The 25034-nt window shown below is 70.6% G+C and carries 10 protein-coding genes; all 10 read right to left on the bottom strand.

From position 1 onward, the window contains the following. Nucleotides 1-8: 8 nt before the first annotated feature. Nucleotides 9-977, bottom strand: coding sequence for a PPE domain-containing protein (locus NE2_RS32040; protein WP_063032187.1), 969 nt, complete (start codon nt 975-977; stop codon nt 9-11). A 15-nt stretch (nt 978-992) separates the two neighbouring features. After that, complete coding sequence (locus NE2_RS32035; protein WP_063012535.1) at nt 993-1289, bottom strand: PE family protein; 297 nt, start codon at nt 1287-1289, stop codon at nt 993-995. Between the two features lie 9 nt (nt 1290-1298). After that, complete coding sequence (locus tag NE2_RS32030; RefSeq protein ID WP_373862295.1) at nt 1299-2690, bottom strand: hypothetical protein; 1392 nt, start codon at nt 2688-2690, stop codon at nt 1299-1301. Next, nucleotides 2687-3001, bottom strand: a complete 315-nt coding sequence (locus tag NE2_RS32025; RefSeq protein WP_030513423.1) for a type VII secretion target — start codon at nt 2999-3001, stop codon at nt 2687-2689. Before NE2_RS32025 ends, NE2_RS32030 begins: the two co-directional genes overlap by 4 nt. Nucleotides 3002-3125: 124 nt before the next feature. Next, on the bottom strand, nt 3126-3512 hold the full coding sequence (locus NE2_RS32020; protein WP_233429945.1) for a YbaB/EbfC family nucleoid-associated protein: 387 nt from the start codon (nt 3510-3512) through the stop codon (nt 3126-3128). Continuing rightward, nucleotides 3506-3829, bottom strand: coding sequence for a hypothetical protein (locus tag NE2_RS32015; protein ID WP_369817612.1), 324 nt, complete (start codon nt 3827-3829; stop codon nt 3506-3508). Before NE2_RS32015 ends, NE2_RS32020 begins: the two co-directional genes overlap by 7 nt. A gap of 44 nt (nt 3830-3873) precedes the next feature. Then, on the bottom strand, nt 3874-4686 hold the full coding sequence (locus NE2_RS32010; protein ID WP_030513420.1) for an ESX secretion-associated protein EspG: 813 nt from the start codon (nt 4684-4686) through the stop codon (nt 3874-3876). Next, nucleotides 4683-6632, bottom strand: coding sequence for a hypothetical protein (locus tag NE2_RS36105; protein WP_063032183.1), 1950 nt, complete (start codon nt 6630-6632; stop codon nt 4683-4685). Before NE2_RS36105 ends, NE2_RS32010 begins: the two co-directional genes overlap by 4 nt. Before the next feature lie 196 nt (nt 6633-6828). Next, complete coding sequence (locus NE2_RS32000) at nt 6829-8445, bottom strand: hypothetical protein (RefSeq protein WP_307618229.1); 1617 nt, start codon at nt 8443-8445, stop codon at nt 6829-6831. A gap of 100 nt (nt 8446-8545) precedes the next feature. Continuing rightward, nucleotides 8546-24862 carry a hypothetical protein gene (locus NE2_RS31995; protein ID WP_157110990.1) on the bottom strand — a complete coding sequence of 5439 codons (16317 nt, stop codon included), beginning with the start codon at nt 24860-24862 and terminating at the stop codon, nt 8546-8548. Between the last annotated feature and the right edge of the window lie 172 nt (nt 24863-25034).

Here is a 25034-nt window from a genome sequence, read left to right as displayed (position 1 = left end):
AACACTCCTTACGCGGGACTCGCGGTTCCGGACGCGGGCGGCGTCTCGACGCCACCGAGAACCGCTGGGGCGGCGGCCAATCCGGCGTCGATCTCGAATTCGCCGACGGCGGGTGCGTCCGCCGCCCCCGCCCGGGCGACGCGTTCCTCCTCGGACTGCACGGCGGCGGGGCCGGCCGCGGCGGGAACCGCTTGGCCGGTGGCCGTCCCGGTCTGCGCGGGCGCGGCCTGCAGCGCGGTGAATTCGGTGGACCGCGCCACCTGGGCGACGGTCTGGACACGGGTGCCGGTGAGGGTGCGCGGCATATCGAAGGCGGCCAGGTTCGGCATGGCGGGCATCCCGGGAATGGCGGGCATCGCGGGTGCCGATTCGGCGGCCACCGCGGCGGCCGCCTGCTCCCCCGCCAGGGCGTCTCCCGTGGCCAGCACCGGCGGCTCGATCTGCTGCCACGGCATCGCGAGCGGTTCGGTGGCGGCCTCATAGGTGCGCATCACCCGGGCCGCGCCGGCCTTGGCCACGTCCTGATCGGCGCTGATGTCGGCGGCGGCGCCGACCAGCGGCGCGCCCATCGCGGCCCCGATGGCCTGCACCGTGTGCATCGCCTGTTCCATCGCCGCGATCTCCGCGATATGCGGCATCGCCAGCCGGGCCACCTCGTACGCCGCGGCCTGTTCGGCGGCGTGGGCGGCGTTGCGCCCGGCGGCCGTCGCGGCGCCGAGCAGCCAATCCCGCATCCGCGCAATGCGTTCCAGCACTTCGTCACTGCGGTCGGACTGCCAGTGGCCGCGGATTTCGGCGACGATCCGGTCGTAATCCACCACGGCGGCGCCGAAGTTCGCGGCCAGCCGCCCCCAGGCCGAAGCGGCCTCGGCCATCGGCACCGATCCCGGGCCGGTCGTCAGTTCGCGCGCCAGCCGCTCGGTCGGCCTGGCTTCCCAGACCACCCCGGTGAAGCCGTCACCCGGCGGTTCGACCATGTCGTCGCGCCCCGATCAGGCCGTGGCGCCGAGGTCGGCGGCGTTGTCGCTGTCCATCCGCGACAGCCCGCGCGACTGCGCCCGCAGGGTGGCGGCCAGTTTGCGCAGCTCCTGCACGCCGAGGTTGCCCGACGAGTCGAACGACGCGCCGACCTCGGTCAGCGTCGTCGCCGCGCGCAGCGACACCTCATCGATACCGGGAGCCGCGACCGACAGCGCCGGGGTGTCGGCCCGCAGGCCCGCCTCCAGACGGTCGGCGAGTGCGTCGAGATCGGCGGCGGTGCGCGCCGCGACTACGGGATCGAATTCCATCGCGAACTCCTAGAGGGTGAGAGCTTTGTCCGGCGGCTCGGTGTCCGGTGTGGTGGTGACCACGTCGGCGGCGCCGACCACGGGGAGGGAGACTCCGGCGATATCGCCCACGACGTCGTTACCGTGCGCGGCCGTGACGAGCTGTCCGCGCACCGCGTCGCTCGCGCTGCTGGAATCCGAAGCGGCGCGGGCCATTCCGGCCGCACCGGCACCCGGCGTCATCGGCATCATGCCCGGGCTACCCGCCGTACCGGACGAGGCGATCGCGGATTCGGTGCTCGCGGTGACGGCCGCCTCCGTCATGATCGACGGGGTGCGCGCGGCCTGCAGGGATGAGGACATCTCGGATGGCCCGGCGGCCGGTGCGCCGATGCCACCGGGTGCGCCGGATCCGGATCCGGATCCGGCCGCCGCCGGAGTTCCACCCGCCGCCGGAACCGGGGCCGCGATCGGTTTCGCGGCGCGGCCGGTGAGGCCCGTGGCCGCCTGGGCGCCCGCACCGCCGACGGCCGACAACGACTGCACCATCTGCAGTGCCTGCGAAACGTATTGCGCCGCATTGCCCGCCGCGCTACTCGAGCTCGACGCGTTGGTCGCGAGCGACATACCGGACGGTGTGGCGCTGAGCCGGGACGTGGTGCCGGCCACGGACTTCAGCGAAGCCTGCGGCACCGCGACTCGCTGCGCGGCGACATTCGACACCCCGTGCGGCACATTGGTGATCTTGACCTTCTGGCCGGTGTGCGCCATCTTCGCGCTGTGCGCGGTCAGCTCGACCCTCGTCTTGGTGACCACGGCGAGCGCCTCGGCCAGTGTCTGCGCCGACATCGCCAGCACGAACACCTGCCCCGGCGGGGTCACGATGAACGGCGCGGCCGCCGCCAGCGAGGTCAAGTACTTCGAGGTGATGCCCGTCATCAGCGCGTTTCCGGTGAATACGCTGCCGGCCGCGGCGGTCGTGCCCAGCGACATCTGCGCACCCTGGCCCGCCACCGCGGTACCGTCGGCGGCCGCCTGGGTCGATTTGGCCGCCGCCGACAGCGCGCCCGCGCCCTGCCACAGCGACATCGCCGTCTGCATCGCCGTGGTGCCCAGTTGCACGACGGTCTGCAGCACGGCCGAGATCTGGGAGAGCACCTGCGTCGGGTCCGCGCCCGGGCCCCCGCCGAGTTTGCCGGTGCCGAAACTCCCGGCCAGATCCGTGATCGGTTTGGTCAGCGCGTGCAGGTCGAGCACCGGCAGCGGCGGCAGCTGCGGCAGCGGTGGCGCCGGGGGCAGCTGCGGCAGGCCCGGCAGCCCCATCTCCCGCAGTACGTCGTTGACCGGCCGGTCCACGATCGACCCCATCGCGCTCTGGCGCAACAGGTCGACGATCGACCGGTCCAGGCCCGGTTCCATCACGCGCGGCCGATTCCGCCGAGCAGGTCGGCGTTGTCCTGGTCGGTCGTCGCGTAGGTGGCGGCACTCTGATGCGCGGTCACCGCGGTACCGGCGTGCACCGTCGCCAGCTCGACCACCGAACTCAAATGATTCGCCTGCGCCAGCGCGTATGTCGCGAGAAAGTCCTGACCGATCAAACCGAAGACCGGAACGGCCGCGGCGATGGCCACCGCCTGGTTCACCGTGCCCGCGGAGAGTGTTTCGGTGGCCATCGCGGCCGCCGTGTCCCCGTAACGACGGATCGCCTCCGGTACTGCTACCAACTCGCCCATCTGAAAGCCCCTGCCCGGTAAGCCGATTCGCGCTCGCGTAACCGGCGGATCGAACATCTACCGAGCAATTGCAACAGGCGTCGACGTAGATTGGCACGCGCGCAGCTTAAGAACGCGTTACGCGTCAGTGAATCTCGCGCGTACCGGCGCCGTTCTCCTCGTTGAATGCGGCGATCAGATCACCGCGTTGCGCGAACGCACGGGCGGCGGCGCTGCGCGCGGTGGACACTACCACCTGCTCGAACTCCGCTGGGGTGAGCCGATTCACCAACGGTGAGAAAACGAGATCGAGTAATGCGCCGTTACCGTCGACCTCCACCGTGACGGCGCCGTCCGGTGAGGTTTCGCGGGCCCGCACCCCTGCCATCCGGTCACCCAGATCGCGCATGCGTTCCAGTTGCCGCTCCGTGCGGGCGACCAGCTCGTCCATCACCGAAACACCGGACAGATCAGGCATATTCGCCATCGGCTCCCCCTCGTTCGCGTCGTCTCCGGCGTCGTGGGCTACCACTCCACCGACCTCAGCCAGCTCTGCGGTTCCGTGTCGTACTCCTGCTCGTCGATCAGTTCCTGCCGTTCGACCTGCTCCGCCGTGGGCAGTCCGGTCAGGGCGAGCAGGTCGCTGCTCAGCCCGGCCTCGGCGAGTTGGCGCCGCCGTGCGAGTCCGGCCCGATCGGCCGCGCGTGAGCACAGCCGGAGCAGTTCGGCGGCCAATTCGGCGGGTTCGCGGCGCAATTCGCTCGCCTCGATCGAAATTCGCAGCGGCAGGCCCTGTTCGGTGGTCTCTACCGCGATCGAACCCGATCGCGTTGTCGCGGTGGACATCATGCTCCTCGTTGTCGGTCGGAATCGGGCACGGTGGCGCCGGCCGGTCAGACGCGCTCGTCCTTGATCGCGCGGACGACGGTGATGATCTCGGCATTGATCGCGGCGATCAGTCCCTGCCGGTCCACTCCGGCGGCGGTGCGCGGTGGGCCCGCCTGGATCACGTAGCGGCCGTCGCCGGACAGGTCGCGCCAGTCCAGATGCCGGACGGTACGACCCCGCGGTCCGAAACGCGATACCCCCTGGGCGATTTCGATGGAGCCGGAACGCTCCGGGACGATATCGAGAAAGCGCTGCCCGGCGGCGTCGTCGGGCTCGTCGTAGCTGTCCCAGAGTTGCGGGGCACCGCCCGCACTGTCGGCCGATACGTAGTGCGCTTCGGTGACGCCTGCCGCCGATTCCGGATCGGGCGGTAACAGAATGTGCCCGGAGCCACCGGCCTCGACCGGCGGCAGCGCATCCGCGACCATATCGGCCAGCCGCAGCGGATCGCACTGCACCATGGTGAATCCACCGGCGTGCAACAGGGTGCGGCCGGGCAGTTGGGTGAGCAGGTAGCCGCGATCCTCTCGCCGGGCGGCCAGCAGCCGGACCGCTCCCTCGCCGCGATGCGGGTCGTGGCCGTCGAATCCCGTGACCAGGACGGCGAGATCGGGCCGGGTGCAGTCGCGCACGGCGTCGAACAGGGTGTGGTCGGGACGTGCCAGCATCCGGTCGCGCAAGCGCGTGCATTCGCGCTGGAAATCGTCCTCCAGCGGAATGTCGGTGGTGTAGACGAACGGACGAGGTGGCCCCTCGTCACCGAAATGCCGCCACATGACGACGAATTCGAGATCGGTGAAGCTCCAGCTGCGGTTCATTTCTCGACGACCGGCTTCACCACCACGGGCGCATCGCCGAGCGCGTCCTCGAGATGCTCGACCGAGTCCAGATAGGCGGGCCGCTTGTGCTCCTTGCCCTGCTGGTTCTGCGCGCCCGCCCCGGCCGCACCCGGTGAGCCGGGAGTGCCCGCCATCGGCGCGGCGCCGGCCCGGCCGGTCGCGGAGTCGACGGTGGTGGCACTCAACGCCGTGCTGAGCGTGCTCGCCCGCGGGAACAACTTGGAGGCCTGCGCCAGATCCCGATTGAGCGCGGGCAATCCCGGCACCCCGGCACCGCCGCCGGGCACACCGCCACCGCCGCCACCCGCACCGCCTCCGGCGCCCGCCAGGGCGGACAGCGGATCCGAGCCGTCCATACCCGGAATACCCAGTCCCGGAATATCGCCCAGACCGGCCTTGCCCAGCGCGTCCTGCTGCTGTTGCTGCGTCAGGGTCTGGGCGACCTGTTGGAACGCCTGCATCAGCTGCTGCGCACCCTGCTGCGCGGCCGACATCAGTTGCTGGACAGCGGACATGACCTGCTGCTGTTCCTGCTGTTGCTGTGCGGCCGCCTGCTGCTGCTCCTGTTGCTTCTGCAGTTGTTCCTGCTGCTTCTGTTGCTGTTGCTGTTCCTTCTGTTGCTGCTGCTGGGCTTCCTTCTGCTGCTTCTCGTACTCCGCGGCCTGTTTCTGCTGCTGCGCCAAGGCCTCGCGCTGCTGCCGGGCCGCGGCCTCCTGCGCGGCCTTGGCCTGTGCGTCGTTGGGTGAGCCGCCCGGAGTCGTACCGCCCGGCGGGGTCGCCCCGCCGGGCGGGGTCGCGCCCCCCGGAGGATTCTGGCTGCCGGGCGGGTTCTGACTTCCGGGCGGATTCTGGCTGCCCGGCGGGTTCTGACTGCCCGGTGGGTGCTGGCCGGTCGGGTCGTACGGATTGGTGGGAATCTGGCCGAATGCCGCCGCGGCCGCGGGCAGTACCGGAACGTGCGACGAGGACTGGTTCATCCCGAAGACATAGGTACGCCGGAAACTCTCACGCACGGTTTGGATCCACTGCTGCTGCGTCTTCGCGTCGGCATCGTTGTTCGGCGGCATGCTGTACTGGGTCTCGTTCAGCCACCCCGAGGTGTAGACGAGCAGATCGCCGGTGCCCCTGATCGCGGTGGAAAGCCCCGGGATGCTCTTGCCGTAGGCCTGCACCGCCGCGACCGCGGTCTCCTTGCCCGGTCCGCTCCACTTGTCGACCGTCACCGAGTCGATCTTGTTCAGTAGATCCGAGTAGACCTTGTTCACCTCGGTCGCCATCCACCACCAGGTGCCCGCGTGGTTGGCGAGGTTCTCGGCCACCTTGTTGACCCGGATGTAGTTGCCGACCTGGAACAGGTCGTACCAGCTCATGTAGTCCGGCGCTTCGGGGCTGATGGTCGAGGACTGGAACGACTGCAGTCCCGCCTTGTTGTCCATCGCGTTGACGGGATTCTTCAGATCGTCGTTGGTGGCCGGCACTTTCGGCGGGTCACCCATCGGGTCCAGGCCGTCGGCGTCCCACATGTAATCCGGTTTGCCGCTGACATTGTCCAGCAGCGCGGAGTTGAAGCCGTCCATCTTCCCGTAGGCCTTGCCGGCCGCGATGAAGGTGTCGATCATCTGGCCGAGGATCGTCTTGTGGTCCTCGAAGACCGTCTTCAGATCGGTGGCCTCGGTACCGAACTTCTTGCCCAGCGCGGTGCCCGACGCGAGATTCGAGACCGGCGAACCGGCGGTGAGGTCGTCGGTGTAGAGCTGCAACGTCTTCAGCGCGGCGATCGTGTTCTCCGCGGCCGCGGCGACCTCCAGGGCCACGTCGGGCTCGAATTTCAGCGCATCGTTGCCGGAGGTGTGGTTCTTCGTATAGTCACTCAACGCCGGCCACGGATTGCCCGTAGCGACGGGCGTAGTCGGATCGGGCGCCATCGATCGTGCTCCTCGAATTCGGTAGCAGCGGAAGCTGCGCGTTCACCCCGTCGGCGATACCGTCCGCAGGCCGTCCCCCGCCCGCGCCGATATGCCGAATAGCAAGTCCCACATCATCTTTCGAACATCCTGCGACCTGCGAGCAACACCGGCGGCAACGGCGGTTGAACGCGGGGTGAAACACCGGCGGCGAGTGTCACCCCGCCCGCAATGCGCCGCGCCGCTCCCGGAACCGCTGTTCGAAACCCTCGACGTACACCGACGGCGGGATCGAGGACGAGGACTGTTCCAGCACACCGTCGTCGGCGACGTAGAACACGGCCCGCCCGATCGCCACCTCGTCGGGTTCGGCGGGCACGTACACCATCCAGCCCACCGAGATCCGGTCCGCGTGCAGTCGATCCAGCGGATATCCGTCGGTATCGATCCCGGCCTCGCCGATGTGACCACGCACCCGCTCGAGCGCCTCGGGCCGCGGCAGCGGCGCCGGGCCCGTCGGCGTCGCACCGGCCAAGGTGAGCTGGTTGAATGCGCCGTCGACATCGAAGCCGCCGTCGTCGCCGAAGACGGCGACCAGGGTTTCGCGGGTGACCACATTGGCCTCGGCCGCGGCGACCAGAGTGTCCACCGCGGAGCGCAATTCGTCGTCGGCCTCGCCGTCGATCAGGCCGCGGATCACCTGCGCGACGGTCGCCGAGGTCCACACCCCCGGCAGCGCGTCGCTGAGATGATCGGCCGAGGGCGACTCACCGTGATACCACCGCCCGTCCTCCCACCAGTAGCAGAACGACAGCAGCCCGTCGCCGAAGCGCGGATTGAGCACCGAATTCGACACCCATTCCGGTGCGCCGGCATACAGCCGCGGCAGCGGTGCACCGCCGTTGTAGGCGGCATCGAGCGCCGGCGCCTCCCACACCCCGCCGGAGAGCACGGCACGGCCGCCGGGCAGGAGATACAGCGTGCTGCCGCCGCGCCGGGCGCCCTCGAACCAGCCCAGCGACGGCAACACGCGCGGGCCCCACTGCGATCCGGCGGCGACGAAAGCCGCCGCCATCACCGCCCACCGGCTCCACAGCGTGGGCAGATCGGGAAAGTCGTCGTCCGACACCACGGGAACCACCCCCTCGGCCCGATCGGCGCGCGCCTGCCGGGCCGCGACGGCCGGTGGGCGGGACTGCCGGTCGCCGTGCCCGATGTAGGCGCCCAGCCAGACCGGCACCCGATCGCGCGGATATGCCCGCAGGTCGGCCAGATACGCCTCCGGCGCCAGCAGTTGATCGTCGGGGAACGGTTCGTCACCGTAGTCGTAGTCGACCTGCAGATGTCCGGCCCGGTCCAATCGGACGAACAGGCGCCACCAGGGACCGCTGTCGAAGGCCGCGGACAGGTCGCGGTGCTCGCGCACCAACTCCAGGACCGACTCGGGCGGATCGGCACGCAGCACGCGGTCCTGGTCGTCGGTGAAGACGACCTCGCCGCCACCGACCACCACCGTGAGGGCGAAGACGGCCGTCAGCTCGTGCCACCCCTCGGGCGCGACCGCCGCCAGTTCGCGCGCGATCCCGTGCGCCAATTCCCTGGCGCGCGCCTCCGGATCGACTGCCGCCGCGATGGATTCGGGCATTCCGCCGCCGAGAGTGAAGCCTACGTCCGGCTCGTCCTCGGCGGCGGAACCCGCGGTGTCGTGCGACGGAAGATCGGCCCGGTCGTGGAGTGCGGGATCCGGCGCGACGGCCGCGGGTGCGCTGTCCGGTCGGGCCGGCACCGGTGTGGTGTCCTGCGGGTCCGGGGTGTGGTCATCGGGGCGGGTCACGTCGCGGTGTTCTCCTCGTTCGCGTCCACCGTCCGGCGCGGCCGGCTGCGGACATCCTCATCGGTGCGATGCTCGGTAACAGTGTGCGATGCTGCGCTTTTCACCGCACACCCCGGACTTCGGCGAAGATCTGCGTTCGGCGGGCGGGATTGTCGAGCACATCGCGGATCCACAAGCCGAGGTCGAGTTCCGGTTTGCGCTGGCGATAGCGCACCGTGCACACCGCCAAACCCGCTCGGGTCACGGTGAAGTCGGTATGCCTGCGGCCCGCACGCTGCCAGTGCACGATCACCGCCAGATCGTCGGCATCGATCAACTGGCCGGCGACGCGCAGGAAAAGCCGGTCGTCGGTGCGGAAGAAGACGAACTCCACGCCGTCGAGATCGCCGTACACCCCGCTGAACGGACCCATCGGCTCTGCGGCCTCGTGCAGCGATCCGGTGAGCGGATCGACCTCCGCGCAACGGTGACCGTTGAACTCCTGCACCAGGATGCGGGGCGCGGCGGGAGTCGGCGAGCCGGTCGGGTGCGCGGGGTGACGCGCCGGAGTGGAGGCGGAGGCCGCGTTCTTGCCGTGCGGCATCGGTGGCGCGAACGGTGGGAAACCGTTCTGCGGGAAGTCGTTCTGCGGTTGGGCCGCCGGAACCGGTTGTACCCCAAGGTGTCCCGTTGCGCCCACTGCCGGATCATCGAGGGAGAACGGGCGATCGACCGAGAATCGCCGGTCGTGGACGTTTCCGTATCCGGCTCCCGGATCGTATCCAGTGCCGTGGCCGTTCCCATTGCCGTACCGGTCGGCACCGCCGGGGCCCTGCCCGACGCCATGATCCGGTGGGACCGCTGCGTGTGAACCGTCGGATGCACGCGGTTCAGGGGCCGGCTGCGGCGGAAGCTGCTGTAGGACAGCAGGTTCAGCCGTATGAGGGATCGCCCCCAGCGGTTCACCGAACGGGTTGAGCCCGGTTGCAGCGGGATTCACATTCCGCTCGATACCCGCGCCCGGCAGCGGGAACGGTTGTGGTGCGACATTGCCCGGGACGCCTGCGTCCGAAAGCCACGGCGGTACCGGGATGCTCGGCTGAGCCTGCGACCCCGGCAGATGGTGGTGGTCGTGATTGTGACGGTGGTGGTCACCATGCTCGTGGCCGCCGTGGTCGTGACCCCCGTGATGGCCGTGGCTACTGTGGTGGTGGTCATGACCGTGGCCACCGTGGTCGTGATCATTTCCGTCGTGACCGTGGTGACCGTGGTGACCGTGATCATGCCCGTGGCCGTGCCCTCGATGATCGCCGTGGTGATCGGTGTCGTGACCGTGATGGTCGTGATGGCCACCGTCTGGGTCGTGATGGCCTACGCCGGGCTGTCCCGGGCCGGGCTTTCGCGGCGGCTGATGCGGCGGCGGCTGATGCGGCGGGGGCTGATGCGGCGGCGGGGTCGGAATCGGGGCGGGCGGGAGGTTGACGTCGATGCGCTTCGGTGTGTAATCCGGCCACTCGAATTCGGCGTTGTGCGGGACGTGCGGGACCGGCGTGATGTACGGCTTGCGTGGATCGCGAGCACGCGGGTTCGCGCCGCCCGCACGATCGGGCTCACCACCGTCCGGCGGCTGCTGCCCCGCCCGCCGGCCGGTACCCGTTCCGTCTCCGGACTCCGAATCCGTTCCGTCTCCGTCCGAGCCGGACGCGCGCCGACCACCCCCGTGCGGTTGCGTGGTCCGCGGTTCCTCGGCCCGGTCCCCTCGGGCTTCTCCCTTCTCTCCGGATTCCCCGGCGTCGGCATCGCCCGACGACCCGCACGCCGTATTCGATTCGCTCCCTTCACCTTCCGACGGGATGCCAGGACGCACCGGTGCCACCGGCCGCTCTCCACCGTCGTCGGCACGCCCCGGCTCGCTCCGACTGCCTTCCGAAGCTTCGCCGGTTCCCGGCTTACCGGCCTCGGTGTCGACCTCATCCTTTTTCGCGGCACCGCCCTGTTCGGCAGCGGCTTCTCCAGGCGGAGGATCGGCGGGTACCTGCTGGTCGCGGTCCGGTCGTTGCGGTGCGGCACCGGTCTCCTCGGGACCGGAGGGAATGCGGTGGGCATTCGATTCCGCGACGGGCGGCGTGGATTCGGAGCCCGGCTGCTGCGGACGTGGGGCCTGGGGCGGCGCTTCCAAGGCGGCGACGAAGGCTCGGCCCTGGGAATCCACGGTCAGGCGGATGTAGCGGATCTCCGCGTCCGGATGGGCCAGAGCCTGTGCCAGTTCCGGATGAGCGTCGACGGCGGCATCGAGTTCGGCACGGTGGGGAGACCCCCCGGAACCGTCGGAGCGCAGGCCGACCACGATCACGATCGGATGGTCGCCCTCGATGATTCCGACCCGGTTCGTCACCGGCCGCGCGCCCTGCGCCGCGAGGAAATCGGGTCCGGCCGCATCGGTGATTCGCTCGGTGAGGGCGAAGACCCGGGTGCGTACCTCCTCGTAGGCTCGTGCGGCGCGCTCCCGCTCGCTGCCGGTGGCGGCGTCCCGTTCGGCGCGCAACCGGCCCAGGTCGTCGGCGAGACGGGCACGTTCGGTCGCCAGCCGCTCGACTTCGGTTCGGCCCGAAGTCGATTCGTGTGGCTCCATCGGCCCGGTCTGTCGCAGCGGGCCGTCGCCGGATGCCGGCCGGCCCTCACCCGGATGCGGCGCCACCGCACCACCGGAATCCGAACCAGGGCGATCCGGGCGATCCGGTTTCGCACCGCTCGTGCCCGTATCCCCCTCGTCCGTGCCACCTTCGTCCGGACCATCGAGAGCGGGCCGGGCCCGATTCGCCTCACCGGCCTGTTCGTCGGGCCCGGCCGCGCCGAGGTCGTCCAGCCGGCGGGTGAGATCGCCGCGCAGCCGCCGCAGGGTATCGGGCAGTTGCCTCGGCTCCACCGCCGCTTCGGGTTCGCCGAGGCGTTCCGCCCAGACGAAGTGCTCACCCGGGTCGGCGTCGGCGAGCTGTTCCACGCGGCCCGCACGCAGCAGCAGATCCAGCAGCGGGTCGCGCGCACCGGCGGCGGGCAGGGCACGCAGCGGCCCCGCCTCGCGTGCCGCCACCTCCTTCAGAGCCTCGACCGGGTTGCGGGGCAGTCCGGGGAAGCGTTGCCGCGCACCGGTTTCGGCGAGGATCTCGGCGGCGCGGCGTTCACGCGGCGAAAGCCACGAGGGGTCGGGCGGGGGCGCGTCGACCGCATACGGAATCCGCGACATCCGCAGGGTCTTGTCACCGTCGTGCTCGGGCGCATCGGGCGGCAATTCGTCCGGATGGACCGGCACCCCGTCACGGATCACGAGATGTCCGCTCAGCCGGCGCCGGTTGGTGTCCCAGTCGTAGCCGTACCGGGCCGCTTCCAGGTCGGCGTCGTGCCAGGTGGCGTCGTCGTGGTCGGCGAGGTACCTGGCTTCGACGTAGGCGTCGTCGAGCAGCAGCAGATCTTCGTTGTACGGCGTGGTCCGGCCGTCGCCGTCGCCCTCGCCGGTGAGCCGCAGCCAGGCGTCGGCCACATGCGGGAGCCGATCGTAGGTCTTCTTGACCATCCTGCCGGTCGGGTCGGCGTGGTCGCGCACCCACATCTCGTTGCGCATGAGGTGGTCCTTGACCAACTGGATGCGCTCGGTCAGTTCCGCGCGGGTGAGCGCAGTGCCGTCCGGATGCCGTGCCAGGTTCAGCGTCTCCAGCCGGGCGCCGCCGGGGTCGGCGGGGTCCAGCAACGGATCGCGGGCCCGGGTCAGCAGGTCGACGATCCGGTGCACATCGGCGTTGCCGGCGTCGTCGGCGAATTCGCCGATCACCCGATCCGCCCAGCGCTGCACCGCATCCCAGCGCGCGATATCACGGTCCTGGCGCGGCGTGGACCACTCCACCCGATCGCGCGGCGGCACGTGATCGGCGGCCGACCAGGGCCGATGCGGCGGCTGCAGATCGATCCGCGGCCCGGCACGCCAGCCCTTCCAGCCACGGAACGAGCGCACCACAGGGATCTTGCGCAGCACCGGATGGTCCGGATCGAACGCGCCGTCGGGCAGCCAGGTGGTGTGCCCGCGCACCCACTCCCCGATCTCCGGCCGGCGCTGCAGCGGACCCAGCACCCACGGGTGCTTGCGCGCCATGTCGTAGAGCTGCACCCACCGCTTTCCGATGGTGTACAGCGCGCCGTCGAGCGGCATGCCGTGATGGGCTTCCTCGTCCCAGCCCGGCGGCGGCTCCGGTTTCGGCCCCGGCCCCTGATGCCACCACAATTCGGCGCGGCCGGCTTCGCTCAGCGTCAGGATCTGCTCGTAGCTCAGCTCCGGCCAGTGATCGGTCAGGAGCCGAAGTACCAACGGCTCCACCATGTTCTGGAACGGTTCGGCGCCCAGGGTGCCGCTGAACCCGTCCGGCATCTTCTCCTCACGCTGCCGATACGGGATGTGGGAGTTGTCCGTACCGCCGAACGCCGCCCACCCCTTGGGCGGCAGCCGCCAGCCGTCGACTTCCTTCTGCCAGTATTTGTCCAGTTTCGTGCCGCGCGGCAGTTCCGGCTGGTAGGCGCGGAAACCGCGGGCCTGGCCCTCCCGGGTGTCGTGCCAGTGTCCGTCCGCGCCGCGCCAGCGCACCATCGTGTCGCCCGCGAACGGCAGCGCGTCTCGGCCCAGGCGGCCGTGCGCGGGCAGCCCCGTGCGCTCGATCTCCGCCGGCGCCATGGTCTCGACCCGCGCACGGATCTGGCCGGCGCCGTCGCGATCGCCGCCGGCCAGCTCACCGGTGACCGTCAGCCGATCGATGGTGGTGGCCGGATCTTTCAGCAGCGCGGCCAGATCGGGATGCTGTGCCAGCGCATCCAGCAGCGGAGCGTCGAATCGGTCGTCGGCCGGCCGTCGCGGTCCGTCCGGATCGTCGGCGCGGACCGGCACGTCCGGATGGTCGAATGCGGCGCGCCCGGCGACGACGATGAAACGGGCCGGGCGGCCGCCGGTTCCGTCCTCGTCGGGCGCGCGACCGTGGTCCACCCACACGTTCTCGCTGATCCGGCGCACCGCCGGCGTCTCGTCCGTACCCACCGCGGCCCGCCAGTGGTCGGCGACGGCATCGGGCCACGCACCCGTGAGAGCGACCCGCTCGTCGTTGAAGCGATCGATCTCGTGTTCGGCGCGCTCCACCGCTTCCTCGGCATCGGCGAGCCGGCGCAGGTTCTCGGGGGTGCGCTGCGCGGGGTCGTCGAGGAGCCGGGACAGCTCATCCCTGATGCGCCGCAACGGTTTCGCCCGCTGGACCGCGGCCCGGTGCTCGTCGGCCACCCGGCCCAGTTCGTCGCGGACCGCTTCGGCCTGCGACGCGTCGTGGCGGGCGCCCTGTTGTTCCAGGTCGTGAATCTCGCGGTCGATGGCGTCGAGCCGGTCCTCGAAATGGAACAGCCGGTCCAGCGCCTCGGCCAGCTTGTCGACGTGGTCGGTCTGCTCCCGCTCCTGCTCCGGATTGAGCTGCTCGTGCCGCGCGACGTCGGGACTGTCCGGGCCCGCGCTGTCGCTGACGTAGCGCCCGGTGTCTCCGCGCAACTGACGCAAGGTCTCCGACCAGCGGTTGCGGCTCAGATCCACATCCCCGAACGGGTCGGCACGATGGTCGACCTTACTGCGCCAGAACTCGAGATCGGCTGCCACATGGGCACGTTCGCGCACCCTCGCGTCGAGTGCCGCCTGCGGATCCGCCGCCGGCTCGGGGTTGTCCGCCGGACGAGGCCCGTCCGCGTGCGGCTCGCCGGATCCCGGCGCGTGCGGCTCGGTTCCGGCTCGACGCGGCTGCTCGAGTTCGGCCGGAGGGTGCGCGGCTCCGTCGAGTTCCGTCGGGGGCCGATGCATATCGCTCAGCCGAACGTGTCCGTCGGCGTCGACACGAACCTGCTGGAACACGAATTCGCCGTCGTCGCCGAGCAACGCCCGGCGGACAGCGGGGTCGAGCACATGATCCGGATTCGCGCCCGGCGCCACCACGACGAGCCGGTCCGGTGCGCCGTCGCGGCCCGGAACCAGCCGCGCCACTTCCGGTTTCGGATCTGCCGGGTCCACGGGGCGACCGTCGGCGCCCAGCGGAAGGCCCTCGTGACCGGCCAGGACATCGCGGGCAGCGAGTAGCGCGGCGTCGGCCGCCACCCGGTCGCGGGCGGCGACCAACGTCTGATCGTGCACCCGCAACAGCCCCAGCAGGGCCTTACCGAGCGATTCGGTCTCCTCGGTGCGCGCCTCCTCGGCGCGGCGGTCCTCGAAGAACTTCTGCAGGTCGGCCCGTGGGATATCCGCGCGATTCCACAGTTCGTCGGCGCGGGCCCGGCGCTGGACGATCAGATCGCGCACCGCTCCGGCCAGCTCGCGCGGCCGCATCCGCCAGGCATCGTCGATACCCAGATGTTCGGCGAGCCGGACGATCTTGGCGAAGTTCTTGTCCACCTGATCGTTGCGGCGATCCAGTTCCGCGCCGAGGTCGCGCAGCTGTCTGCGCAGCGCCCGGGTGCCCGGCTCGTGTTCGTGCTCGTCGCCGCCGGCGATCCAGTCACCGGGGCGACGCACCGAATCCGACCGCGCGGCAACGGGTTCCGTCGATGCCGGATGGTGCTCGCTCACCCAGATGCGGCCGTTGTGGTCCAGTTCGAGCCGGTAGTAGACAGCGTCGAACCCCTCGTTCGCATGCCGGATCCGCTCCCGCGCGGGCAACCGGAGCTCGGGATCACGGCCCGATCCGACCCCGACCCACCGGCCGCGCTCGCCGGGGGCACCGTCCACTCGCATGTGGTTGGGGGCGTCGAACCGGAAGCGGCGGTAGGAGACTCCGGAGATTCGCGGGCCACGATCGTCGAAACCGGCTCGCAACTGCAGCATTTCGCGTTCGGCGGCATGCTGGGCAGCGGCCCGGCGGGCGGATTCGTTCGCCGCCGCCGTGCGGTACCGGTCCACCAGCTCGACGGTCGCGCGCCGCTGCCGCTCGGAGATGGTGTCGCGATGGCCGTTCACCGCATCCCGGACCGCACGTTGCAGTTCCGGCCGCGACAGCCCCTCCGGATCGACGCCGAACTCGCGGGCGAGCCGCTCCAGCCGGGGCAGATCGACGGTGCGGCGATCGCCGAGTTCGATGGACAGTTCGGCACGCCGCTGGGCCGGCGGTGCCAATCGGTCGCGGATCGCGTCGGCGACCTGATGGTCGGACGGCAGCGGCACACCCAGGCGCGCGGCACGGCGGTCCACTTCCAGCCGGGGTGCGCCGCTGTCGAGATCGCCGATCAGATCGCGCAATTCGTTTCGAACCGCCGGCGCGGTGTCGGCGGCATCGGCGGTGCGGGCGATCGTCTCGCGCAGGATCTCGCGCCGTATCTCGTCCGGCCGCAGGCCCAGATCGTGAGCGCGCGCGGTCATTCGCGTCCAGGCGCGGACTCGTGTGGTACCGGCATCCGCCAGGTCCCGCAGCGCCTTTCGCAAGGCACGCGTCACCGGACGGTGCTCCCGCTGTGGGCCGTCCTGATGCCACGTCTCGCGCGCGGACCGTTCACCGCCGGGCGGCTCGGGCGGGCGCGGGAGCGCCACGGCGCTCGAATCCCGTTGTACCGGAAGGTTTTCGGATCCGTCACCCCCTTCCCGCAGCGGGCTGCCGTCGTCCGAACCTCCATTCGTGGGGGGTTTACCGCCGGCGCCACCATCGGTCCCACCACCGGCGGCAGCCGGTGCCGGTTGCGCGCCGGGTTCCGCCTCGGCCCGCGGCGCGGCACCACCGGGCCGGTCACCACCCGGCTTCGCGGGTGACCCGCCCGTGCCGTCGTCCCCACCACCGGAATCGGCACCCGGCTCGTCGCCACCAGGTTCGCCGGCGGAGCCCTCGTCACCGGACGGCAGTTGTTCTGCGGGCTTCGCGGTGGGACGCTCCTCGCCGACCGCCGGCTGCTCACCCGCCTTCGCGACAGAACCGTCCGCACCAGCAGCCGGCTGCTCACCAGGCCCCTCAGACCCGGGACTGTTCCGGTCGCCGCGCTGGGCGGAACCTCGATCACCGCGTGCGGCGGGGGCGGCGGCAGGGCGGCGACCGTCGGCGGACGCCCGTTCGCCGGGAGCTTGCGCCCTCTGGGGATTCGCGGCACGCAGCTGCCGCTCGTCGATCCGGGCGGCCTGGTAATCCCGGGCGGCGCGCATCATCTCGCGGCGCAGGCCGTACAGCTCGTTCAACCGCTGCTGGGCGCGGTCGCGGGCGGCGGCCCACTGGTCCGGGCGCAGATCGTTGCGCGCGATGGTGGCCTGATGTTCGGCCGACTCGTCCTCGATCCGGCGCTGGATCGCGGCCTCCAGATCACGCGCGTCGCCGTGGTCGGGAAGGCCGAGTTCTCCTGCGATCCTGCGCAATTCGGTATGTGCCGCGTCCTGTCGAGCAAGCGCGGCGTCGATCGGATCGGGCTGCGCGCCCTCGACTCTCGACGCCCCCTCCCGCGGTTCTCCGCTCCCCGGCGTCCGCTGCGATTCGGGTGCCGGCCCTGCCGGCTGTTTCGTCTGCCCCGTCCCCGGCGACTGCTCGCGATTCTCGGCCCCGGGCTCTGCGTTCTCCGCCTCGGGTCCGGTGTCCGGCTTCGCTGCCTCAGCACCCGAGCGCGGCTGTCGCAGCGGCTTTTCGACTCCATTCGCCGGATCCGTGGCCGGGTCGCCAGGTGCGCTCTCCTGCCCCGGCTCCGAGGTCCCGGTGACGCCGTCCTGTTTCGGCGTCCCAGCGTCTTCTCCGTTGCGAGCAGACGGGTCGAGCGGTGCAGTATCGGGCCGTTCGACGGACACCGACTGGGGCGCCTCGGCCTCGGGTTTCGGCTCCGCCTCTCGGCTCTGCTCGCCGGTTTCCGGCGTGCGGCCACCGGCATCGGACCGGTGGTCGCCGGCGATCTTCCACAGCCAGTCGGCGTGCTGGGCGGCTTGCCGGGCCTCCCATTCCGCTTGATCGGCGCGCATCCGAGCGGCCCAGGTTGTGGGACCTTCGGGACCGTCCGGATCGCGGGCGACCATCTCGTCGGCGAGTTCGCGCATGCGGATGGCATGCCGGGCCGCCATCCGCGCGTCCCAGCTCGCATTCTCCGCGCGCATCCGCATGCCCCATTCGGTCGGGGACTCGATGCGCGGTGCGGTGGCACCGGAATCGGCTGTGGGGCGGTCGTTGTCGCCCGGACGCGGTGGTTCCGAGGGCGTCGGGGCGGACTCGCCCGCGTCGCGGCCGCCGGGGGCCTGCGGAGAGGTTCCATCGGGGTCTCCGCGTCCAGGCTCCGGCGGTTGCGCACCCTCCCCCGGTGAGCTGGGCGGCTTCGACGGTGGTCCCTGCGGCGGGACGGCCGCCGCACCGTCGTCGCCCTCTTCGCCTTCGGACAACTCCACATCGCGTGCCACGGCCGCGCGCAGTTCGGCGTCCAGATCCGCCACCCGCACGTCGTTGTCGTGGAATCTGCGCGTCGCCTCGAACAGCGCGTCGTGCCGGCGGGTGAATTCCTCGAACCGCCTCCGGTAGTCGGCGAGATTCTCGCCCCGGACGGTGCGCGACCCCAATTCGCCGAACAGATCGTGCAGGGCCGAGCCGTTTTTCAGGTCGTCGGACAGTAACTCCTCCGGCGTGACGCGGAGTTCGTAGGCATGGGCCTCGATATAGCTGCGGGCCCGTTCGCGCTCGGTCCAGGCAGCCGCCCATTCCCGGCTGAGCCGATCGATGGTCGCCTGCCGGTTCTCCGGCAGATCGGCGACCGCCTGGTGATAGCGATCGTTCAGTTCCGCCAGCGCCTTCAGATCGGCGGCCCGCTGTCGCAACTCCTCGCGCAGTTCGCGGTGCACCTGCTCCCGCTGCGCCGGAGTGAGCCGCTCGTGCTTTTCGATCTTGCCGTCCCGATAGGCCTCGTAGGCCCGCAGGTACTGCTCCGGAGTGGCATCGGTGAGGTCGTGGCCGAGCAGCCGGGCCCAATCGCGATTCGGCCGCGATCCGGACGCGACCGGCCGATCCGGGTCGGGCGTGCCGAACAGCCGCTGCCCGTCACCGATGATCTCCCGCAGGTGGGTCAACGCCTCCGGATCGTGCATCGGCACTTCACCGTCGAACACCCGCGGGTCGGTCGCGGGATCGAAACGGAGACCGTTCGTGAACGGATCCGTGTCCGCGAGTGTCCGGATGAAATCGGTCAGCGCCGCACCGGTGCCGGGGTCGCGGAGCCGACCGCGGATCAGCGAGGTCAGCTCGCCGGGATCGATGCCCTGTGGATTGCGCTGATAGTCGAGTTCCTTCGAGTACTTCTTCGGGAATACGTCTTCCGGTTCGCCGCCCAGCGCGCGCATGAGATCGTCGCGGGCCTCGATCAGGTGCGCCGGATCCTCACCCTGCCCCTTCAGGTAGCTCGCCAGCTTGTCGTAGTACTTCACCAGCTGCTCGACCTGCTGTTTGCGCAGCGCGTTGCGGGTGCCGCGATCGGCGATCGACTCGGCGACCCGCTCCGGCGTCGCGTGTTGCGCATCGTCGATGCCGGTCGTCTGCGCGAGCCGGTCGCGCGCATTGGCCAGATCGTGGAAGGACTCGATGGCGTCGCTGGTGCGCGCGTGGTCCAGCAGCGCCTCGATCTGCAGTGCGCGCAGGTCGTTGGCGCGCAGCTCGTGTTCGATGAGTTCGGGTGTGATCTGTTCGGGGTCCAGGCCGAGCTCGCGCGCGAGATCGTCTCGGACGGAACGTATCTGCTCCGGTGTGCGGGCGTGCGGCGCGACCGGGGCCGGCTCGCCGGGCGGCTGGGTGACGTGCCAGCTACCGTCCGCGTCGCGGACCAGCAGTCCGTCCAGATGCCGGCCCTCGATGTCCACCGAGATCGCCCGGCCCTCGATATCGCCGACGTGGCGGACGTGCGCCTGGTTGTTCGTGTCGACGACAACCGTCCACTTCTCCGCCCGCACCTCACCGTTGTTGAGGCGGGCGGCGAGCCCGGGATGGCGATCGAGGGCCCCGGCGAGCGTCTGTTCGTGGTCGCCGTGCACATCCAGGACCACCAGCCGGCCCGGCTCACCCGGACGCTGCGGCGGCAGCTCGCGAATATCGTTGGCGGGGAAGCGTTCCCGGAACTGCGCCACCCGGTCGGCGAATTCGCGGATCTCCCGCGCACGTTCGTGCACTCCGTCACGCAGGTCGTTCAATGCGCGGTCGAGCTGGTCCGGTTCGAGCCGGGACAGTTCGGCGGCGAGCAGATCCGCCCAGGTCGCCCGCTCGTCGCGGATCTGGTCGCGCCGCAGCGCATTCTCGAAATAGGTCCGTAGGCCCTGGTCGCGGCCCGACTCGTCCTCGGGGTCGTATTCGATACGCTCGTCGGGGTTTTCGACGTTCAGCACATCGAAGTCGCGGCCGGATTCGGCGCCGTTGTTCACGCCGCGCCAGTTCAGCAGGCCGGGATCGTCGCCCTGGGCGTTGATCACTTCCTTGAGGAACCGGCCGAGCGGATTGTGGTCGGTGATCGACTGCGGCCGGTACGGGATATCGGCGTGCTCGGCGTTGTAGCGGTGCGCCGCCTCGCGCAGGGCCTCGATGACGGCGGCCCGGCGCAGATTCTGGTATTCGGCGGTATCGAGTGCGCGGCGCAGCGTCTCCGGGCTGATATCGGTCAGGTCGATGCCCAGTCGATCGGCGGCGGCCCGCAACTCGTCGGCCGGATTGTCGTGCGGCGCTTCGGCTTCGCCGTGCTGAGGCGCGGAATGGCCGGGCAGGTCATGGGGCTGTGATTCATCGACCAGGTGGCCCAGCCCGATATCGCGCAGATACTTGTGCATCGCCGCGACCTCGGCCGGGTCCGCGTCCTCGTTCCAGTACGCGTACTCCCGCCCGTCGCGGGTGCGCATCGGAATATGTTCGCCCGCCTGCAGATCCATACGAGCGGTGAGGTGGTTCAGCAGCGGTGCGTGTTCCCGGTTGATCCAGAGCGTGAACGACTCCTTCAGCAACCGCGCGTAATTGATGCTGATGTCGTGGTCACCGAGGGTCTCGAGCGCGTGGATGTCGAACAGATGCCCGAAATCCTCGGTCATCTCGGTCTGATATTTGCCGTCCTGACCACTGCCCGACGGATATTTCGGATAGTGCCCCTCGTACCCGCCGGTGAACCGCTGCCACAGCGAACGCAGCCGCCCCGTCTTCGCCGGTTCGACCTCACCGCCGGGCGTGTGCTCACCTTCGCCGACCGGCTCGACGGATTCGACCCGCCACCGCCCGCCGCCGTCGGCGACCAGCCGCAACCGCACATGCTCACCGTCGACGGCCACGACGACCTCGCCCCGCCGCGGCGGCTCGCCCGGGGCCGCGCCCGGCGTGGGCGGCTCGCCGGGTGGACGACCCGCACCACCGGCACCGTCGGGCAACTCGGGACTGTCCACGTGCGGTGCGCCATCGAACCCTTCGGGGCGCCGGAAAAGGACTGTGACGCCGGTGTTCTCGCCCAGCCGGCCCTCGAGACCGGAATCGCCCGGCAGTTCCGGATCGCCGAAGGTGACCTCGGTATAGCCCAGTTCCTCGGCCAGGGTGCCGGTGAAGGTCCGGCGCGCGGCCTCCTCCGGCGTGAGCCCCTCCTGTACTCCCGCGTTGAAACTGTCCAGATTGTCGGTCAGCGCCCCACCGTCGAACCACTCGGCCTGGATCGCGTCGACGCCGTCGCCGAGCTCGTTCATCAGGTCCCGGAACATCTCTCGTCCGGGCGGCGTATCGGGGCCGACGCGCACCTCGACGTGCAGCACGCCGTGCTCGGTCACCCATCCCTTGATGCCGTAGGTGGTGTCACCGCCGTAGTGGTTGGCGTAGCTCCTTCCGCCCCCGCCGCGTGGCTCGGGCGGACCGGCCGGTGAGCGAGGCTGCTGCCCGTCGCTCGACTCGTCCCGGGGCGGATGCGCGGAATCCCACGCCTCGCCGTAACCGTGCGCGTAACTCGCGCCGCCGTCGGGCGCATGATCACCCATTGCCGGGCGGATGGCGTCGACACCGGCCTGGTTCGCGATCCGGTCCAGTTCGGCGGCCCGCGCCGCCGCATCGCCCGGCAGGTCGTCGCGCGCGGCCGCCCGTTCGCGCGCCGCGGTGAACGCGTCGCGGTAGATCCGCTCCAGCGGACTCGTCGCGATGTCGTGGCCCGCCTCGCGCAACTGTGCGAGCGCGTTGAATTCCATTGCGTGCGCGTCGGTTTCCTCATCCACCATATGGTCGACGTATTCTTCGCGCGACATCCGATCGCGGTCGAGCACACCGTCGGCGGCACTGCGCTCGTGCGCCCGCTCGGCATGGATGGCGGCGTGGACCAGAGCGGCCATCTGCTCGCCGTCGGTGCCGCCGATATCGAGGGTGAGCCGGTTGCGGGCGGGCTCGTACCGATGACCGCCCCCGGAGTCGTGTTCGATGGTCACGCCCCGGGCGTGCAGCGTGTCGACCGCCCAGGCGCCCACCGGCACATCGGCCAGTGTGCGCTCCAACTCGGTGACGATCGCCTCGGAAGCCCGGGCCGCGAGGTCCTGCGGCTCGACGGGTTCGGCCGGTTCTTCCCGGGCGGGCCCCGGTTGGCCGGCCCGCTCGTAGCGGGTCTCGCCGTTGTGGCGGGTGTCGACGGTCAGGTATTCGGGCTCGACACCCGGGCGGGCCACTCGCTCCACGATCTCGGGCGGCGCCGCCCGCATGACCCGCTCGTGATCGCCGGGCCCCGCGGCGACCATGATCCGTTCCGGCTCACCGGGAATCACCGCGAAGTGGTCACCGAACACTTCGGCGCCCGGGGCATCGGCGATCATGTCACCGAGCAGCCGGCGCGCGACGTCCGCGGCGGCGGTAGCCCGCAGCCGGTCGACCTCGGCCAGCGCGTTGTGATGCCGATCGACCAGATCCGACATCCGTCGCAGATCGTGGGCCAGCCGACGCAATTCGGCGCGGCGCTCGGGTGGCAGCCCATCGCGGCCGAGTTCGCGCTCGACAGTGCGCAGCTGATCGGAGATCAAGTGCTGCACCATATCCCGGCGCATCGTCGGGTCGTAGGGGATGCGATCGGCCACCCGGTCGGCGATGTGGGCCAGTTCCCGCGCGTGCTCGTTCAACCGCACGGTGGCGATATGCCGCTCGAGTGCGGCCGAGCGGATGCGGTCGCGGACCAGCGGATCATCGGGCACGTAGCGGATGCTCTGATCGGTCGGAGTGCGGGCGCCGTCGTGCGCGCGATCCCAGATATCGCGGTAATGATCGGCGTAGGTTCGGCCACTGTCGTTCGGTGGGACGTGCTCCAGGTAATTGCGCAGATGGTCGACCGCCACCTCATGTGCGATCTCGTGCGCTCCCGGCCCCTCGAGTCCGCGCAGCGCGCGCTCGTAGGCATGGCGGTAGGCGACCTCGGCGGGGTGTCCGGCGATGTCGTAGCCGAGTTCACGCAACTCCGCCGCCAGCTGGAAGCGGCGTCCGGAGGCCATCGCCTCCTCGTGCACCATCTCGCGCACATAGTCGTCGCGCGACAGCTCGAGGGGACGATCGGCGGGGGATTCGCCGTTGAGATACCGCTCGGCGTGCACGCTCTCGTGCGCGAGGGTGAGCGCCTGAGCGATCTGGCCGCGTCCCTCGGCGTACAGGACCGCCGTGATGTCGCGGCGCCGGAACGACCCGGATCTGCCGTCGCTGTGCGACCCCTGATCGATGTGCTCGCGATAGCGGCGATCGGTGAGTTCGCCGAGAATCCTTCTGCCGGTGGGTGTTCGGAGCAGCAGTTCGTGCACCCGGCCGACATTGTCGTCGAGCGCCTGCCGAATCCGCACGGCGGACGGGTCCTGCTGCCGCGCAAGGGCTTCCCGATGTTCCGGGGTGAGCGGATGGATGGGACGCCCACGGTGGTCGAACAGGATCATGTGGGTGTCGTGCAGGTCCGAAGGCACGCTCGCCGGGTGGTCGGTCACCACCCCCGTACTCGGATCGCGCACCACGATCCGCCCGCCCCCCTCGTGGACCATGACGTAGGCGTGCGCACCGACTACTCGGCGGCCGGGACCGGCGTGATAACCGTCGACTACCAGCGCCGACGCCCCCTTGCGCATCCGCGAGAGCCGCCGGGCGATCGCATCGTGGTCGCCGACCTTCACCATCCGGCCACCGGCGTCCGCCTGGACCTCCGCGGCGGTCATCCCTTCCGGTCCGACCGCGCGCTCGGGCAGCCGGATCGTCTTGCTGCCGGTGAGATCGCGAATCAGCTTCAGCGCCAATTCGGCACAGCGGCCGCGGGTCGACCCCGGCCGCGGAGTCGCCGGTTTCGCCGCCTCCGGAGCACCGGTGTGATCGGGCTGCTCGCTCCGCGCGGAACGCGCCGGCTGATGGTCGCCGATCGGCGCCGGCATGGGCGGGGCGCCCGGCACCAGCTGGTCATCGGGCCGGTCATCGCTCGTCTCGTCGCGGTCGTGCCGGGTGCCGTCCTCGCCCGCCTCATCGTGAACCGGTTTGCGCACCGTACCGTCGTGGTTCGCGTCGGCGGCGGGGCGCCGTCGTGGTCCACCCGGTTCCGCATTCGATTTGTCCTGCGCGGCATCGTGTTCGGATCGAGCCTCGTCCGGATGCGACGGGTCTCGCGCCGGATCGCCGGTGTCGTCGCGCGGCGTACCCGCCGCCGCGGCGTCGTCGGCCGGGTCGTGCCGCACACTCGGCTCGTCCGGGCGGTTCGAGACGCCCGAATCCGCGTCGCGGGGTGCGGCGGCATCGGTGTGAACCGCCGAGTCGGCGTCCCGGGAGGCAACGGACTCGTCGGCCACCGGGGCAGCCCTGTCGGAATCGCGGGTGGGCGCGCGGTTGTCCAGCGGGGGGGCACCGTCCGACTCACGCGGACCGGCATGTTCGGCATCCCTCGGGCCGGCATGCTCACTTACCGGAGGCTCGGTGCTGTCGGAATCGCGCGGGGCGGACGCGTCGGAGTCACGCTGCTCGGGGTCCCGCTGGACCGTCTCGTCCCGATCGCGCGGGGTGGAGGTGTCGGCATCGCGCCGCTCGGACTCCCGTTGCGCGGGCTCGGTCGAATCGCCCGGATCTCGGCCGTCTCTGCGCGCGGGCTCGGCCGACTGCTCCGGCGAATCCTCGGCACGCGCGGGCCGATCTACGTGCGCCGCATCCGGTTCGTTGGACTCCGGTTCGTCGACACGACGCACCCCCGGCTCGTCACCCGCGGTCGCTTCGTCGCGCCTCGCGGTGTCGTCACGAGTCGCAGCAGCGTCACGAGTCGCGGTGTCGTCCCGCGGCCCTGCCTGGTCGCGCGTCGCGGCGTAATCGCGCGTCGCGGCCTGATCGCCGGTTCCGGCCTTGCTACGAGTTCCCGCCTCATCGCTCGTCGCGTCGTCACGCATTCCGGCGCCGTCCAGATCCCTCAGTGGCGCGGACTGACGTTCGGGTGCGCGTACCTCGTCACGGGCCACCGGTCGGTCCGACCGTTGCGCGGTGGGCTGATCGGATTTGCCTGGGGTGCGGTTATTTTCGGGGCGGTCGCTCGCGCGTGTCGGTTCGGAACCGCGTGGCTGCTCCGTGCGCGGACCGGCACCGGCGCGGTCTCGCGGCTGTGCGGTGTCCGCGCGGTCCGGTTTGACGGTG

Origin of the sequence: Nocardia elegans NBRC 108235, assembly GCF_001612845.1 — a bacterium.
Taxonomy (GTDB): Bacteria; Actinomycetota; Actinomycetes; order Mycobacteriales; family Mycobacteriaceae; genus Nocardia; species Nocardia nova.
The sequence above is the reverse complement of the archived record's forward strand: the minus strand, read 5'-3'. Positions and strand labels throughout refer to the sequence as shown.